The organism is Actinoplanes sp. NPDC049598 (genome assembly GCF_040675435.1).
Taxonomy (GTDB): Bacteria; Actinomycetota; Actinomycetes; order Mycobacteriales; family Micromonosporaceae; genus Actinoplanes.
The window spans coordinates 64602-79706 of sequence record NZ_JBFAOX010000011.1 but is presented as its reverse complement, the minus strand read 5'-3'; the positions used below and the strand labels follow the sequence as shown (position 1 = coordinate 79706).

The 15105-nt window shown below is 72.8% G+C and carries 13 protein-coding genes; 9 read left to right on the top strand and 4 right to left on the bottom strand.

Annotated elements, in window-relative coordinates; all coding sequences use genetic code 11:
* Positions 1-3: 3 nt before the first annotated feature.
* Positions 4-1428, top strand: coding sequence for an argininosuccinate lyase (argH, locus tag AB0J66_RS24940; RefSeq protein ID WP_364664947.1), 1425 nt, complete (start codon positions 4-6; stop codon positions 1426-1428).
* A 66-nt stretch (positions 1429-1494) separates the two neighbouring features.
* Positions 1495-1815, top strand: a complete 321-nt coding sequence (locus tag AB0J66_RS24935) for a cupin domain-containing protein (RefSeq protein WP_364664945.1) — start codon at positions 1495-1497, stop codon at positions 1813-1815.
* 52 nt (positions 1816-1867) lie between these two features.
* Here the strand turns inward: AB0J66_RS24935 and ligD are convergent, their stop codons facing one another.
* From ligD to AB0J66_RS24915, 4 genes are all read right to left on the bottom strand, one after another.
* The gene (ligD, locus tag AB0J66_RS24930) at positions 1868-2797 is read right to left on the bottom strand and encodes a non-homologous end-joining DNA ligase (protein ID WP_364664943.1); all 930 of its coding nucleotides are present in this window, start codon (positions 2795-2797) and stop codon (positions 1868-1870) included.
* 476 nt (positions 2798-3273) lie between these two features.
* Positions 3274-4188, bottom strand: a complete 915-nt coding sequence (locus tag AB0J66_RS24925; RefSeq protein WP_364664941.1) for an aldo/keto reductase — start codon at positions 4186-4188, stop codon at positions 3274-3276.
* A 212-nt stretch (positions 4189-4400) separates the two neighbouring features.
* Positions 4401-4745, bottom strand: coding sequence for a hypothetical protein (locus AB0J66_RS24920; protein ID WP_364664938.1), 345 nt, complete (start codon positions 4743-4745; stop codon positions 4401-4403).
* Between the two features lie 51 nt (positions 4746-4796).
* A complete protein-coding gene (locus AB0J66_RS24915; RefSeq protein ID WP_364664936.1) occupies positions 4797-5810 on the bottom strand; it encodes a GNAT family N-acetyltransferase in 1014 nt (337 codons plus the stop codon).
* A gap of 135 nt (positions 5811-5945) precedes the next feature.
* On the opposite strand from AB0J66_RS24915, the gene AB0J66_RS24910 reads away from it, so the two are divergent.
* Genes AB0J66_RS24910 through AB0J66_RS24880 form a run of 7 tightly spaced genes read left to right on the top strand, consistent with a single transcriptional unit; the run spans position 5946 to position 15104 of the window.
* A complete protein-coding gene (locus tag AB0J66_RS24910; RefSeq protein WP_364664933.1) occupies positions 5946-6716 on the top strand; it encodes a polysaccharide deacetylase family protein in 771 nt (256 codons plus the stop codon).
* A complete protein-coding gene (locus AB0J66_RS24905) occupies positions 6709-7851 on the top strand; it encodes an aminotransferase class I/II-fold pyridoxal phosphate-dependent enzyme (protein ID WP_364664930.1) in 1143 nt (380 codons plus the stop codon). The genes AB0J66_RS24910 and AB0J66_RS24905 overlap by 8 nt, the downstream gene beginning before the upstream one ends.
* Positions 7852-7853: 2 nt before the next feature.
* Positions 7854-9050: a glycosyltransferase family 4 protein gene (locus tag AB0J66_RS24900; protein ID WP_364664928.1), complete on the top strand. Its 1197-nt coding sequence runs from the start codon at positions 7854-7856 to the stop codon at positions 9048-9050.
* 1 nt (position 9051) lies between these two features.
* Positions 9052-11559, top strand: a complete 2508-nt coding sequence (locus tag AB0J66_RS24895; RefSeq protein WP_364664926.1) for a polysaccharide biosynthesis tyrosine autokinase — start codon at positions 9052-9054, stop codon at positions 11557-11559.
* Positions 11552-12820 carry an NAD(P)H-quinone oxidoreductase gene (locus tag AB0J66_RS24890; protein ID WP_364664923.1) on the top strand — a complete coding sequence of 423 codons (1269 nt, stop codon included), beginning with the start codon at positions 11552-11554 and terminating at the stop codon, positions 12818-12820. Before AB0J66_RS24895 ends, AB0J66_RS24890 begins: the two co-directional genes overlap by 8 nt.
* On the top strand, positions 12817-14013 hold the full coding sequence (locus AB0J66_RS24885) for an O-antigen ligase family protein (RefSeq protein WP_364664920.1): 1197 nt from the start codon (positions 12817-12819) through the stop codon (positions 14011-14013). The genes AB0J66_RS24890 and AB0J66_RS24885 overlap by 4 nt, the downstream gene beginning before the upstream one ends.
* A complete protein-coding gene (locus AB0J66_RS24880) occupies positions 14010-15104 on the top strand; it encodes a hypothetical protein (protein WP_364664918.1) in 1095 nt (364 codons plus the stop codon). Before AB0J66_RS24885 ends, AB0J66_RS24880 begins: the two co-directional genes overlap by 4 nt.
* Position 15105: the final 1 nt, after the last annotated feature.

Sequence of the window (15105 nt, the reverse complement as noted above, 5' to 3'; positions counted from 1 at the left end):
ACCGTGACGAACGAGAAGACATCCTTGTGGGGTGGGCGGTTCGCCGGCGGCCCCGCCGACGCCCTGGCCCGTCTGTCGGTGAGCGTCCAGTTCGACTGGCGCCTCGCCCCGTACGACATCGCCGGCTCCCGGGCCCACGCCCGGGTCCTGGCCGCGGCCGGGCTGCTCGACCCGGACGAGCTGGGCCAGATGCTGGCCGCCCTCGACGACCTGGAGGCGGCCTGCGCCTCCGGCGAGTTCCGGCCGACGATCGACGACGAGGACGTGCACACCGCCCTCGAGCGCGGCCTGCTCGAACGGCTCGGCGCGCTCGGCGGCAAGCTGCGCGCCGGCCGCTCCCGCAACGACCAGGTCGCCACCGACCTGCGCCTCTACATGCGCGACCACGCCCGCGGGGTGGCCCAGGCCGTCGTCGAGCTGGCCGACGCGCTGACGGAACAGGCTGCTAACAACGTGAACACGGCGGCGCCGGGCATGACCCACGTGCAGCACGCGCAGCCGGTCACGTTCGGGCACTGGCTGCTCGCGCACGTCCAGCCCCTGCTGCGGGATCTCGACCGGTTGCGGGACTGGGACGCGCGTACGGCCATCTCGCCCCTGGGAAGTGGCGCCCTCGCCGGGTCGTCGTTGCCGCTCGACCCGGCCGCGGTCGCCAAGGAGCTGGGCTTCACCGCGCCGGCGGCCAACTCGATGGACGCCGTGGCCGACCGGGACTTCGTGGCCGAGTTCCTGTTCATCACCGCGCTGATCGGCGTGCACCTCTCCCGCCTGGGCGAGGAGGTCGTGCTCTGGACGTCGACCGAGTTCGGCTGGGTCGAGCTGGACGACGCGTTCGCCACCGGCTCGTCGATCATGCCGCAGAAGAAGAACGCGGACATCGCCGAGCTGGCCCGCGGCAAGAGCGGCCGGCTGGTGGGCGGCCTGGTCACGGTGCTGACCATGCTCAAGGGCCTGCCGCTGACCTACGACCGCGACATGCAGGAGGACAAGGAGCCGGTCTTCGACGCCATCGAGACCCTGGAACTCCTGCTGCCGGCTCTGGCCGGCATGATCTCGACCATGACCGTACGGGTGGACCGGCTGGCCGCCTCCGCCCCGGTCGGCTTCTCGCTGGCCACCGAGGTCGCCGACTGGCTGGTCCGCAAGGGCGTGCCGTTCCGCGACGCCCACGAGATCACCGGCAAGCTGGTGGCCCTGTGCTCGGTGCGCGAGTGCGAGCTCGGCGACCTCACCGACGACGACCTGAAGACGGTCAGCGAACACCTCGACCCGACCGTCCGCCAGGTCCTCACCGTCGAGTCGGCCCTGGCCTCCCGCACCACCCCCGGCTCGACCGGCCCGGGCCCGGTGGCCGACCAGCTGGCCCAGGTCCAGCACCATCTGGACACCTGGCGCGCCTGGGCAGTGGAGAAGGTCGTACCGCGGTAGGCAGTTGTCCGGTCAGGCCGGTCGTGCCCCTCGCGCGACCGGCCTTTTCCGTTAGGCTCCTCCGCCGTGAAGATCCAGGATCTGCTCCAGCCCGGTGGCCGCGACGTCCCCGCGTACGGGAGCGCCGGCCTGACCGCCGAGGCACTGCTCCGGGCCGAGGGCGTGGCCGTGACCGTGCTGCGGGTCGCGGCCGGCGGGCGCATCGGGCGCCATCCGGCCATGGGCGACCAGATGCTGCTCGTCGTCGCGGGCCGGGGCCGGGTCCGCTCCGGCGATGATCCGTGGCAGCCGGTCGGCCCCGGTCAGGTGGTGCGCTGGCCCGACGGCGAGGACCACACCACCGAGGCCGACGAGGATCTCGTCTGCTTCGTCGTCGAGACCGGCTGACCCTCTGAGGCCGGCCGGACCACTGCCGCGCGTTCCTGCCGCCTTTCGTCCGCTAATCCGGCAGCTGCGCGGAAGACGCGTCGCGGTCGTCGAGGACGCCGCGGTAGACCGGGTGGCGCAGCTGAGTTCCACCGGTCCAGGACCGGTAGGCGACCCGCGCCACCGTCTGCGGCTCGACCCAGACGGCGCCGGCCAGGGCGGTGCTCTCGGCGTGGGCCACCGGCGGCCGGCTCCGGCGCAGCGGGGCCAGCCGCTCCTGCAGATGCCGGCGCGAGTCGCCGGACAGGCCGCTGCCCACCCGGCCGACCAGATGCAGCCGGCCGGCCCGGTCGTACGCGCCGACCACCAGGGCGCCGATGCTGTCGTGCAGCCGGCCCCGGCCGGGCAGCCACCCACACACCACCACGTCGGCCAGGTGCGGGATGACCGTCTTGACCCAGGCCTTGGACCGGAGCCCCGGGGTGTACGGAGAGGCGAGCCGCTTGCAGACGATGCCCTCGAGACCGTGCTCGCTTGCCGCGGCGTACAGCTCGGCGGCGGCATCGATAAAGGCCGGCGGAGTGTCCACGCCGGCCGACCGGAGGCCGAGCTCCTCCAGCATGGCCCGGCGCTCGCTGTAGGGCGCGGCCATCACGTCCCGCTCACCGGCGACCAGCAAGTCGAACACGTACAGGGTGACCGGCGCCGCCCGCAGCAGCTGCGGACCGGGCTTGCGCACAGCGATCCGCTGCTGCAGCCGGGCAAAATCCGACACCCCGCCCGCATCCAGCACGACCAGCTCGGCATCGAGCGCGACCCGCCGCCCCCCGAGCAGCTCCGGCAACACCCCCAACTCGGGAAACGCCCCCGTCATGTCCCGCCCGGCCCGACTGTGCAGCCGCCACCGCCCCCCGGCGCACGTGACCCCGGCCCGCATCCCGTCGTACTTGACCTCGGCCGCCCACCCCGCGCCCACCGGCACCGCCCCCGGCGTAGCCAGCATCGGCGCCACAGCCGCCGGCAACCCCGCCGCCCCACCCACCCGCCGATCGTCGACTGGAGCTGCCGCAAACCGCAGCAAAACCGCCTTTTTACACCCGCCGATGGCCCCGGCGCCCACCGCGCCAACTCGCCGACCGGCCACGCCGGGCTTCGCGGTGCTTGCGGGTGGGGTCCCCGTCGGTCCGGCCCGCACCGCGCCTCGCACCGCGCCGCGCCCCGGGCCGCGCCTCGCGCCCCGGGCTCCGGGCCCCGCCTTTCGCCCCTGGCTGCGCTGCGCCTCGGGCCTCGCGCGCCGCGCCCCTCTCGCGGGCCGCATCTCGCCTCGCCCCGCCCCGCGCCCCGCCACCGCGGCTCGCCCCCGCCCCTCACCGCGCCTCGCCTCGCGCCCAGGGCCGCGCCCCGTGCGCCGCGCCTCGCGTCGCGGCGCCGCGGTCGGCGTCGCGTCGAGGTGGGGTGGGTCTTGGTGCCGGGCGCCGGTCAGGCTGTGGCGGTGAGGCGCTGGTGCAGGTCGGGGTCAAGTTTCAGGGTGGGGGCGGCCATCACCTCGTCCAGGCGGGCGGGGGTGCTGGCGCCGACGATCGGCCAGATTGCGGGGTCGCCGTTCAGGAGCCAGGCCAGGACCACCTGGTTCAGGGTGGCGTCCAGGTCTTGGGCGACCTCGGTGAGGGCGGTCAGGCGGCGGGTGGTTCCGGGGTGGTCGTACGCCTCTTCGAGCGGACGGTCGGCACGCCCGTACCCGCCGTTGATCAGAGGGGAGTAGGCCCACAGGTCGAGGCCGCACGAGCGTACGTAGTCGAGGGTCTCCGGGAAGACCTGGCGGTGCGCCCACGATTCGAGGGCGGCGCCCGGCCGGGGCTGCACATAGGAGTGCCGCAGCTGAAGCGCCGACCAGCCGGCCGTTGCCCGGCCCTGTTCCACGCGCCAGGCGGGAGTGTTGGACGCGCCGACCCGGCGCGCGAGCCCCTCGGTGACCAGCGCGCCGAAGGCCCCCGTCGTCTCCTCGAGTGGGACCGAACGGTCCTCGACGTGGGCCCAGTACAGGTCGATGTGGTCGACGCCGAGCCGTTGCAGGCTGCCCGTCACCGCCGACCGGATCGTCGGGGCCGACAGGCCCTCCATCGCCTCCAGGCCGCGGGCCGGGTCCGTCGGCTCGGCCCCGACCTTGGTGCTGATCAGGACGTGCTCGCGCATCCCGGGCCGGGCGGCCAGCCACCGGCCGATGACGCGCTCGCTCTGCCCGCCCAGCCCCGACGGGTGCTCCCAGAACGCGTAGTTGTTGGCCGTGTCGATCCACCGCCCGCCGAGCTCCACGAAGCGGTCGAGCAGCGCGAACGACTCCGCCTCCCCGATCCTCGTCCCGAACAACATCGCCCCCAGCACGATCTCAGCCATGCCGGCGATCCTGCCGCTTAGAGCGCACTCGAGGTCAAGAAGCAATCGGCACGAAGGCGCTGGGCGGGGGCGGGGGCGGGGGCGGGGTGGAGGCGGGGGAGTGGCCGCGAGGTGGCGCAAGCGCGTGGCGCGCGGGCAATGGGCGCGGGGTGGTGCGGAAGAGCGTGCACAGCAGCGGGCAGGGGCCACGGAGGAAACGGTGGGCCGGCGGGTCAGGCCTGGACGGCGGTGATCCAGGCGAGGAAGAACGCGCCGAAGGCGATGACGTAGCCGAGCAGGATGCCGGCGGTGCGCCAAGGGGGTTTGGCGGCGCAGAAGCCGGCGGCGGTGAAGGTGCCCACGGCGGCCGCGAGCAGGGGCCCCACGGTGACGGCCTGTTGGCCGGTGGGGGTGCAGATCAGGGCCGTGCTGGCGCCGGTGCAGGCGTCGCTGGCGAAGGAGAGGATGAACAGGGCGAACAGGCCCGTGGCGCCGGAGGCGAAGGCGAGCAGGACGACTGCCGCGACGGCGCCGGCGGGGACGGGGCCGCGGGGGCGGGTGGGGATGGCCTGGTCCATGGGCGGGGACTCTACCCAGGAGTAAACCTCAGAACAGGAACGCAGTTGCGTTCAACTCGTGGCCCGGGTCAGGCGGGCGGTGGCTCGTTGTTTGAGGGCGAAGCCCTGTTTGGCGGCGTCGCGGAGGGTGGCGACGAGGGGGGAGCGGGAGCGGCGGGCCCACGGCACCGGGATCTCGGCCGTGCCGTACTTGGCCTTGTAGGAATTGCCGCCGACGAAGTCGAACTCGGTCAGGCCGCGGGCGCGGGCCCACCGCAGCGCGTGCCAGATGAGGGCCTCGTTGGGGCGCAGCAACTGATCGGCGCGGTAGCTGGCGCCGCCCCAGAAATACATCGTGCGGTGGTGCCAGGGGAGGATCGCGGTGGCGATGCAGCGGCCGCCAACGTCCCGGGCCCGCAGGAGCAGCAGGTTTCCCGATGGGCCGACGCACGACAAAAGCGATCGTACGCGGTCAATGCCATAAGTGGGGACGAGGTTCTGCTTGGCGAATACGTCGCGGAGCTGGTCGTAGTATTCGGCGGCGAAAGTCGGATCGTCGAATGAGGTCTCCTCGACCACCACGCCGGATTTCGCGGCCTTGCGGATATTGCGGCGGCAGGCGCTCGCCATGGCGGCGAAGAGCTCGTCCGGCGACGGGGCCAGGGAGATCACGGCGGTCGGGGCCAGATCCCATTGCAGACCCAGCCCACCCAGGTCGCCGGCCGGCAGGCGGCGGTCGCGGATCTCCAGGTGGGCGCAGCCGAGCTCGTCGAAGGCGAAGGGCATCAGAGCGGCCAGGGCGTCCCGGCGGCGGATTCCGGCTTCCAGTAGGAAGCCGACGTACGAGGTGGTCCAGCCGGCCATCGGGCTGCCGAGGATGCGCAGGCCGAAGCGTTTGCTCAGCAGCCCGGTGAAGTGGCCGACGGTGGTGGCGCCGTCCTCCACGACGGCGAGCACCGGCCGGGCGCCCTGGGCCGTGGCCACGAAGCGGAGCCACTCGGGCGTGTGGAAGATCAGGCGGTCGTCGTAGGCCGCCCGATCGGCCCAGAGCGCGGCCGCCGGCTCGACCCGTCGCAATCGCAGCATGGAAATCACCATGCGCCATTTCGGGAGACCGAGGCAAGGCTGTGAAGCTTTCTCACGTTCTTTATGACAATTGCTACTGACGGGCCGCCGGAGCCATTTGGGAGGGTCGGATCAGATCATTGACGGGGAGGGCCAATGCGAACGCGGACGACCCTCAAACGGCGGCTGAACGAGCTGGAGCTGCGCCGCCGCCTCCGGGCGCGGCCCCGCCTGCAGGGCCGGATCCTGGCGCCGGCCGGCATCTTCAAGCGACTGCCGGACACGGCCGGGCTCTACTTTCCCTTCTACCACGACGTCCCGGCCGAGTTCGCCGGCGATCTGCGCCGCCACCTGCGCGCCTTCCGGCAGCGGGGGCCGCTGGTGAGTTGGCATCAGGCGCTCGGCATCCTCGCCGGGAAAGACGCGCCCGAGAAACCGGTCTTCTGCCTCTCCTTCGACGACGGCCACCTCAGCTGGCGCGACGTCGTGGCGCCGATCCTGGCCGCGGAGCGCATCCCGGCCACCTTCTTCCTGACCACCGGCCTGGTCGGCCGGCCCGGCAACCTCACCTGGGACGACTGCCGCGATCTGGCGGCCCAGGGCTTCGCCTTCGGCTCGCACACCATCACCCATCACCGGCTGGCGGATCAGTCCGGCTTCGAGGTGGTACGCGAGATAGCGGACTCCAAACACGAGATCGAGGACGAGCTGGGTGTGGCCGTCGACGACTTCGCCGCCCCGTACGGCCACCCGGTCGTGGATTTCGGTGAGCGCGAGGTGACCGCCGCCCGCGAGGCCGGCTATCGCAGTTTCGCCACCACCCTGCGCGCGGCGATGCACCCGGGCGGCCCGCCGATGGCGATCCGCCGCCAGGGCCTGCACCCGGCCTGGCCACTCTGGGCCGTGAGGACCCGGGTCCATGCCTGACACCCGGATTTACCTGTCCCCGCCCGACGTCGGCGACCTCGAGCGCAAGCTTCTGCTGGAGGCGTTCGACTCGAACTGGGTGGCGCCGGTCGGCCCGGATCTCGACGCCTTCGAGGCCCAGGTGGCCGAGTCGGTCGGCGTACGGCATGCCGTTGCTCTCAGCAGTGGCACCGCCGCCCTGCATCTCGCGTTGGTGGCGGCCGGCGTGCGCCACGGCGACACGGTCCTGGTGCCCTCGTTCACCTTTGCCGCGACGGCGAATGCGGTGACGTATCTCGGCGCGCGGCCGGTCTTCCTCGACAGCACGCCCGAGAGCTGGAACGTCGACCCGGCGCTGGTCACCGAGGAGCTGCGGCGGCGCTGCGCCAAGGGCCGGCCGCCGCGGGCGGTGATCGCGGTCGACATGTACGGGCAGTGCGCCGACTACGGCCCGCTGCTCGACGCGTGCGACCGATACGGCGTGGCGCTGATCGAGGACGCGGCCGAGGCGCTCGGGGCCACGTACCGGGGCCGGCCGGCCGGGTCGTTCGGGCTGGCCGGAATCCTGTCGTTCAACGGCAACAAGATAATCACCACCGGCGGGGGCGGCATGCTCGTCACCGACGACGACCGTACGGCCGCCCGGACCCGCCACCTCGCCACCCAGGCCCGCGAGCCGCTGCCGTACTACGAGCACCGGGCCGTCGGTTACAACTACCGCCTCAGCAACCTGCTCGCCGCCGTCGGGCGCGGGCAGCTGCAGCGGCTCGGCTCGATGATCGCCGCGCGCCGGGAGACCGGCCGCTGCTACCGGACCGCCCTCGGCAACCTGCCCGGTCTGAGCTTCATGCCGATCGCCGCCTACGGCGAGTCCAACTGGTGGCTGACCTGCCTGCTGGTCGACGCCGAACGCTTCGGCGCGAGCCGCGACCGGATCCTCGAACGGCTGGCCGCGCACGACATCGAGGCCCGCCCCACCTGGAAGCCGATGCACCTGCAGCCGGTGTTCGCCGACTGCGTGACGCGCGGTGGGGCGGTCAGCGCCGATCTGTTCCGCCGTGGCCTGTGCCTGCCGAGCGGGTCCGCGCTCACCGGGCCCGACCGGGAACGCGTCGTGGACGTCATCCGTGCCCTCGCGGCCGAGCGGAAGGGGTGAGGATGCGCATCGTCTACATTCACCAGTACTACTGCAATCCGGGGATGGCCGGCGGCATCCGCTCCTACGAACAGGCCCGGCGGCTCGTCGCGCGCGGGCACACGGTCGACGTCATCACGACCGACATCGCGGGCGGCCCGCGGCGGCTCACGGTCGACGACGGCATCCGGGTGCACTGGTACCCCGTCCCGTACAGCAACGAGATGTCGTACGGCCGCCGCCTGCGGGCCTTCGCCGCCTTCATGGTGCTGGCGACGGCCAAAGCGGCGTCGCTCAAGGCGGATCTGGTCTTCGCGACCAGCACTCCGCTCACGGTCGCGGTGCCCGGCGTGCTCGCCGCCAAGGTGCGCCGGGTGCCGTTGGTCTTCGAGGTGCGCGACCTCTGGCCGGAGGTGCCGATCGAAATGGGCGCGCTGCGCCACCCGGTCATGCGCCGGGCGGCCGGGGCACTGGCCGACTTCGCCTACCGGAACGCCCGCGAAGTGGTGGCCCTCTCGCCGGGAATGGCGGCCGGCATCACGGCCCGGCGGCCTTCCACCCGGACGACCGTGATCCCGAACGCCGCCGACCTGTCCCTGTTCGAGGTCGACGAGGTGGAGGTCAAAAAGTTCCGGGCGGAGCACCGGTGGCTGGGCGACCGGCCGCTGATCGTCTACACCGGAGCGCTGGGCGCGGTGAACGGCGTTTCCTACCTGGTCGAAGCGGCCAGGCGGATGCGGGAGCGGGATCCCGGGGTACAGGTGCTGATCGTCGGGCACGGCAAGGAATGGGAGCCGACCCGCGAGCTCGCCGCAAAACACGGACTGCTCGACGTCACCGTACGCATGTGGGAGAAGGTGCCCAAGTCGGCGCTGCCCGTCATCCTGGGCGCGGCGACGATGTCGACCAGTTTCGTCCGGCCGATCCGCGCCCTGTGGGACAACTCGGCCAACAAGTTCTTCGACGCGCTCGCGGCCCGGCGGCCCATCGCCGTCAACTACGGCGGCTGGCAGGCGGCGCTGCTCGAGGAGACGGGCGCCGGCTTGGTGCTCGACCCGGTGGACACGGCCGCCGCGGCGGAAACGCTCGTGGCGCACTGCCGGGATGAGCAATGGCTGTCGCGGGCCCGCGAGGCCGCGTACAGCCTGGCCGTTGAAAGGTTCAGCCGCGACAAGCTCTTCGAGCAGTTCGAGGCCGTGCTGACCCGAGCGGCGGCCTGAGGTGGAATTGCGCGAATACGCACGGGCGTGCCGCCGCGGCTGGGTCTGGCTCGTCGTGCCGATGCTGCTGGCGGTCGGGATCGCCACCGGATTGGCGTTGAGCCGGCCGCCCGCCTACCGGTCGACGATGGTGCTGTTCGTGACCACCGGGGCGGACGACGCCGACGCCGGGGCGAGCCGGCTCAACTCCTACATCGCGCTGCTCACCGGGCCGCGGGTGGCGCAGGGCGTGGTGACCAAGGTCGGTCAGGGCCTGACCGTCGAGCGGGTCACCGACCATCTCACGGCCCAGGTCCAGGACGGCACGGACCTGCTCGTGGTCGCGGCCACCGATCCCTCCGCCGCGACGAGCCGCGCGATCGTGCGCACGGCGACCACCGAGCTGGTCGCTCTGGTCAAGAACCTGGGCGCCGGGTCCGCGGTCTCGGTCGCCCAGGACGCGGTGACAACCAAAGAGCCAGACCGGCTGGTACGCAACGTGAGCTTCTCGGCCGTACTGGGCCTCCTGATCGGCGCGATCGTGGTGGCGGTCCGCGAGGCCACCCGCAAGAAGGTCACGGAGGAGGACGACCTGCGCCGCCTCGGCATCGGCACCGTCGGCGTGATCGCCATCGGCAACCGCTACGGGCGTACCGCCAAGCCGGACGAGGAGCTGGCCGAGGCGTTCCGCAAGCTTCGCAGCCTGCTGCCCGCGCTCGGCGGCGGCACGTCGCTGCTGCTGACCGGGGCCAACCGCAAGGAAGGCACGACGGCGGTGGCCTGCGGCCTGGCCATCGCGCTGGCCGAGACGGGCGCCCGCGTCCTGCTGGTCGACGCGAACCTGCGCTCGCCCGGAGTGAGCCGCTACCTGTCGATGGAGCCCGGCCCCGGCCTGGCCGAGGTCCTGACCGGCGCCGCCACGATCGCCGAGGTGCTGCACAACCCGCTCGACGGCCGCCTGACCGTGCTGCCCCCCGGCATCGGCGCCGCCGACCCGGGCGAGGCGCTGGCCTCCCCGCGGCTCGGCGCCACCATGGACGATTTGAGCGGCCGCTTCGACGTGGTGCTGGTCGACGCCCCACCCCTGAACGGCGTGGCCGACGCCGCCGTCCTGAGCAAGGTGACCGACGGCGCCCTGCTGGTGGTCCGGGCCAACCGCACCCGCACGGCCGACGTCCAGCGCTCGGCCGACCTCCTCGAACGCGTCGGCGCCCAGCTGGTCGGCGCCGTCCTCAACGCCCTGCCCCGCCGCCTGCCGACCGGGGCCCTCCGCCACCGCCCACCCCAGGTCCCCGCCGACAGCCCGAGCCTCCTCCAGACCTTGGTCGGCGCCCCCACCGACCCCGAGGAAACCTCCTCCGGCCTGATCCCCGCCTACCCGGCCACGGCCCGCGGCCGCGCCCGCGTCACCGAGGACCCCGCCCCGAGCCCCCCACCCGACGACCCGGTACCCACCACACCCACGATGCCGCGCACCATCCCCCCTTTCATTCCCACCGTCGTCCGCGCCTCCGCCCACCTCCCACCCACCCCGCCCGCCGAGGACGACGCCCCACCGACCGCGCGCGCCTCCGCCCCCATCCCTCTCAGCCCGCGCGGCGAGGGGGACGCCCCACTGGCTGCGCGCGCTTCCGCGCAGATCCCGCCGGATCCGTCCGGCGAGCGGCTCGCCCCACGGGCCGCGGGCACCTTCGCCCCCATCGCGCCCGATCCGTCCGGCGAGGAGGGCGCCCGACTGCCTGCGCGCGATTCCGCGCAGGTCCCGCGCGATTCGTCCGGCAAGCGGGTCGCCCCACGGGCCGCGCAGGTCCCTCCCGATCCGTCCGGCGAGGGGAGCGCCCGACTGGCCGCGCGCGATTCCGCGCAGGTCCCGCGCGATACGTCCGGCGAGCGGGTCGCCTCACCCACCGCGCGCGCCTTCGCTTCCATCCCTTTCAACCCGGCCGGCGATGGGGACGCCCCACTGGCCGCGGGGACCTCCACCCCTATCCCTCTCGACCCGGCCGGCAACGAGGACGCCCCACCTACCGCCCGTGCCTCCGCTCCCATCCTGCTCGACTCGACCGGCGAGGAGCACGCCCGATCGGCCACGCGCGGCACTGCCTACGTCGAAGAGGCGCTGCCGGATAAATCCGACATGACCCAGGGCGGGAGGGGGCTCAAAGAACAGGTAGAAGGCGAAGCGGGCGGCACTCAGCCAGCCGCGACGGCGGAGAGCGGGAGCGCGGGCGAGAGCGGCGGGGTGGCCGCGACGGCGGAGAGCGGGAGCGCGGGCGAGAGCGGCGGGGTGGCCGCGACGGCGGAAAGTCGGAGAGCTGGAGAAAGCGGCGGGGTGGCGCAAAGCGGGAGCGCGGGCGAAAGCGGCGAAGTGGCCGCGACGGCTGAGAGCGGGAGCGGGGAAGAAGCCGGCGGCGGGGTGGCCGCGGTAGAGGAAGGGGCGGGCGGCGGCGTGGCCGCAGCGGAGGAGGAGGCCAGCGGGGGCGAAGGCGGCGGGGTGGCCGCGGGTAAGGCGGATGGCCGGGATGAGTGAGCTGGCCGAGCGGCCGGTAGTGGTCGCCCCGGAGGGGACTCGCGGACGGTGGGCGTGGGTTCGGGGGCAGCTGCGGGAGCCGTACGCCGGGCTTTTCGCCTCTCAGCTTCTGGTGGGCGGGGTGGCCCTGGTGGCCAACGTGCTCATGGTGCGGGCGCTGACCCCGTCCCATCGGGGTGAGGTGGCGTTGCTGCTGCAGGTCGTCTACTTGTCCACTCAGGTGTTGTTGCTGGGGACCGAGCGGAGCTTTGTCGCGGCGTATCACGGGATCGCGCCGGCGGCCGGGGTGCGGGCCTATGCGCGGTTGCTGCTCGTGCCCGGTGTGGTCGGGCTGGTGGCGGCGGCCGGGTTCGCGGTGATGGGGCCGCGGCATCTCAACCCGGGGGCGGTCGTCGTCGGGCTCATCGCGGCGTACGCCTTCGTCGAGACGGGTGGGCTGGCGATCCGGTCGATTGCCATCGCGGCGGGCCGGGTCACCGATTTTCTGGTGCTGCGCATCGTCGAGGCGGTGCTGCTTCTGTCGTTGCTCGTGGCGCTCTATCTCGGTGGTGCTGCGCAACCCGAGCTGTGGATCCTCGGCTATCTGATCGCGGGCATCCTGCCGACCGGCGCCTATCTCGTCCTATGGATGCGCGGACCACGCCGCCCCACGGTGGATCAGAACCGGCTGGTGCGGCGGGAGGGCATCGCGCTCTTCCCCGCGGCACTGTCCAACATGGCCATGTTGCGGGTGGATCGGCTGGCCCTGCCGGCGATCGCGTCGACGTCGGCGCTGGGGCTCTACGCGAGTGTCTCGACGATGACCGAGCTGCTGGCGTGGCCGGTTCGGGCCTACGCCGACTCGCGGCTCGGGCGCTGGCGGGTGGCGCACCACGAGGGCACGCTGCGGAGCCGGCCCTTGGTGGTCGCGGCCACCGTCTACTGCCTGGTGGTCGCGCCGATCGCCGCCGCCGGGCTGTTCCTGCTCATAGTTCCGGTGTTCGGCCCGGACTACGCGCCGGCCAAGGGCATCGTGGTGCCGCTGGTCGCGGCGGCCGGGCTCTACGCGGTCTCCCGGGTCAGTCTGGGGCTGCTCATCGCGAAAGGCCGGGGCGCCCTCGTCTCCGCCGCCGAGATCACCGGCTTCGCGGTGAGTTTCGCCGGTTACCTGTTGCTGATCCCCCCGTTCGGCATCGTCGGCGCCGCCTACGGATCGCTGATCGGCTACGGCGCCTGCTTGGTGTTCGCATTGGCCGCGAACGCGGTGAGAAGGCCGGCATGACCTGGGTGTGGCATCCGCGTGTGCTGCTGGCTCCGGGGCTGGTCCTGATCCTGGTGGCCATCGGCGGGCGGTACACGCTGGACCGGGCCGGCTTCACCGATCTGGCCTGGGTCGACCTGCGGGTGATCGGGCTCGTGGCCGGTCTGGGCGCGCTCACGGTGGACGTCGCTCGGCGGCCGCGCGACGGGCGTACGGCCGGGAAGCGGGAGGGCTGGATCGTCGCCACCGTCCTGTTCTTCGTCTTCCAGATCGCGTCGGGGCTGTGGGCGCCCGGCGCGGCCCGGGTCGGCCCGCAGACGCTCGACCTGGTGCTGATGGCGGCGCTCGTCCTCGCGTTCTACCTGTACGCCACCGGCGATCCGGATGCCGTCATCCGTACCGCCTTCCTGCTCTTCTATGTCGCGGCCGTGCTCTTCGCCCTGGCCGCCCTGATGTCGGGGCCGGGCGAGCAGGGCCGCTATTCGGCGTTCGGGGGCGGCCCCAACGTCTTCGTCCGCATCCAGCTGCTCGGGGTCATCAGCGCGATCGCCCTGGCCATGTTCACCCGGCGCAAGCTGCCCCTCGTCGCCGTCCCGCTTTTCCTGTTGGCCGCCGTGCTGTCCGGCTCGCGGGCCGGCCTGCTCGCCGGGCTTGTCGTCGGCGTGGCCGCGCTGTGGAAGATCCGGGGCCGGCTCCGGGCGGGCCTGGTGGCCGCGGTGACCGGCGCGCTGGCGCTCGTCGCCGGGGTCATCGGGTTGCTGGCTCCGCCCGCGTTCGTCAGCCTGTTCCAGGAGCGGTTCGTCGAGCAGACCGTGCAGGAGCGCTACCTTTCCGACCGCACCGACATCTGGGGCGCGGCTTGGCGCCTGGCCGAGGACCACCCGCTGGCCGGCAGTGGCCTGGACGGCTTCTACGGGACGATCGGCGTCAACCAGCGGGTCGAGTACCCGCACAACTACGTGCTCGGCGTCGCGGCCGAGGGCGGCCTGATCGGGATCGGGCTGCTCGCCACGGCGGTGCTGCTGTGGGTGGCCACCGTGCGCGGTGGCGGCCTGCGGCCCCGGACGACCGGGCTCGCGGTGGCTTCGGCGGTGCTGGTCGCGCTGTGCAGCCTCTTCTCCGGCGACTACTACGACGCGCGGCTGTTCTGGCTCTTCGCCGCCCTCGCCGCCGCGGCTGCGGTCACCCCGGCCCCGCAGAAGGTGCTGACATGAGGATGACCCGGCGCGCCGCCCTGCTGCTGGCCCTGGGGTCGGCCACCGCCGCCTGTCACCAGGCCGGGACACCGGCGATGCCGATCCCGCAGAGCCCGCTCGCGCCCACCACGCCGGTCAAGGCGGTCTCCCACTGGACGGCCGTTTTCCAGAAGAGCTGGAACTTCCAGTACGACAGCAGCCTCCCGCAGAGCCGTTCGCGTGACAGCTGGGACCACTACAACCTCTCGTACTCTCTCGACGCCCTCGTCGCGATGTTCCGGGCCACCCGCGAACGCCGCTACCTCGACCGGGCCCTCGAATTCACCGAGAACGTCATGGCCGCCGCCGTCCCGTCCCGGTCGATCGCCGGGAGTCGCTTCAAGGACGGCTACCTCGGCTGGCCGTCGTCGATGAACGGCGAGGACGGCGACGAGATCCCGCTCTACGAGAGCTACTTCTGGCGGTACGGAACCGCGCTGCTGGTCGCCATGCGCGAGTCGGCCATGGTGATGGCCGATCCCGGCTACCAGGCCCGCTTCGACCGCCTGCACACCTTCGCCGCGACGCACGTCTTCGCCAAGTGGTACGACCGCGGCCCCGACCACTACATCTACCGCGAGCGCACCCACATGGCCGCGCACTGGGGGCTCATCGCCCTCCATCTGGGCCGGCTTCAACCCCGGGACACCTTCCAGGCCGTACGGGCCGAGGTGGACCGCCGCCTGCGGGACCAGCTCCGTCGCAGCCCGGTGGACCCCGCCGCGTACTTCTGGAGCGACGTCTGGGGTTCGGTCAAGCGGCCGGGGCAGGATGTGGGCCACGGCAACGGCGTCATGGCGTACGTCGTGGAAGCGCACGACCGCGGCACCGCCTGGAGCGACGCCGACCTGGCGGCCTTCGCCGCCGTACTGAAGGTGATCTGGCCCGGTGGGCGCGACTACCGGGCCTATGTGGACGGTACCGGCACCGACAACGGCTGGCTGGCCGACGGCTTCGTGAAGCTGGGCCGCGGCCACCCGTCGGTCCAGCTGCGACTGGAGGGCCACCAGGTGGTCAACGACCAGTTCGCGGCCAACATGGCGCTCAACGCCAGGATGCTGAGGGGATGAC

Coding starts and splice junctions, on each gene's coding strand:
- ligD (WP_364664943.1), bottom strand. CDS start 2,797: ATGCTGGCTACGCCGGGGGCGGTGCCGGTGGGCGCGGGGTGGGCGGCC.
- AB0J66_RS24910 (WP_364664933.1), top strand. CDS start 5,946: ATGCGAACGCGGACGACCCTCAAACGGCGGCTGAACGAGCTGGAGCTG.
- AB0J66_RS24915 (WP_364664936.1), bottom strand. CDS start 5,810: ATGCTGCGATTGCGACGGGTCGAGCCGGCGGCCGCGCTCTGGGCCGAT.
- AB0J66_RS24880 (WP_364664918.1), top strand. CDS start 14,010: ATGAGGATGACCCGGCGCGCCGCCCTGCTGCTGGCCCTGGGGTCGGCC.
- AB0J66_RS24925 (WP_364664941.1), bottom strand. CDS start 4,188: ATGGCTGAGATCGTGCTGGGGGCGATGTTGTTCGGGACGAGGATCGGG.
- AB0J66_RS24890 (WP_364664923.1), top strand. CDS start 11,552: ATGAGTGAGCTGGCCGAGCGGCCGGTAGTGGTCGCCCCGGAGGGGACT.
- AB0J66_RS24920 (WP_364664938.1), bottom strand. CDS start 4,745: ATGGACCAGGCCATCCCCACCCGCCCCCGCGGCCCCGTCCCCGCCGGC.
- AB0J66_RS24905 (WP_364664930.1), top strand. CDS start 6,709: ATGCCTGACACCCGGATTTACCTGTCCCCGCCCGACGTCGGCGACCTC.
- AB0J66_RS24885 (WP_364664920.1), top strand. CDS start 12,817: ATGACCTGGGTGTGGCATCCGCGTGTGCTGCTGGCTCCGGGGCTGGTC.
- AB0J66_RS24900 (WP_364664928.1), top strand. CDS start 7,854: ATGCGCATCGTCTACATTCACCAGTACTACTGCAATCCGGGGATGGCC.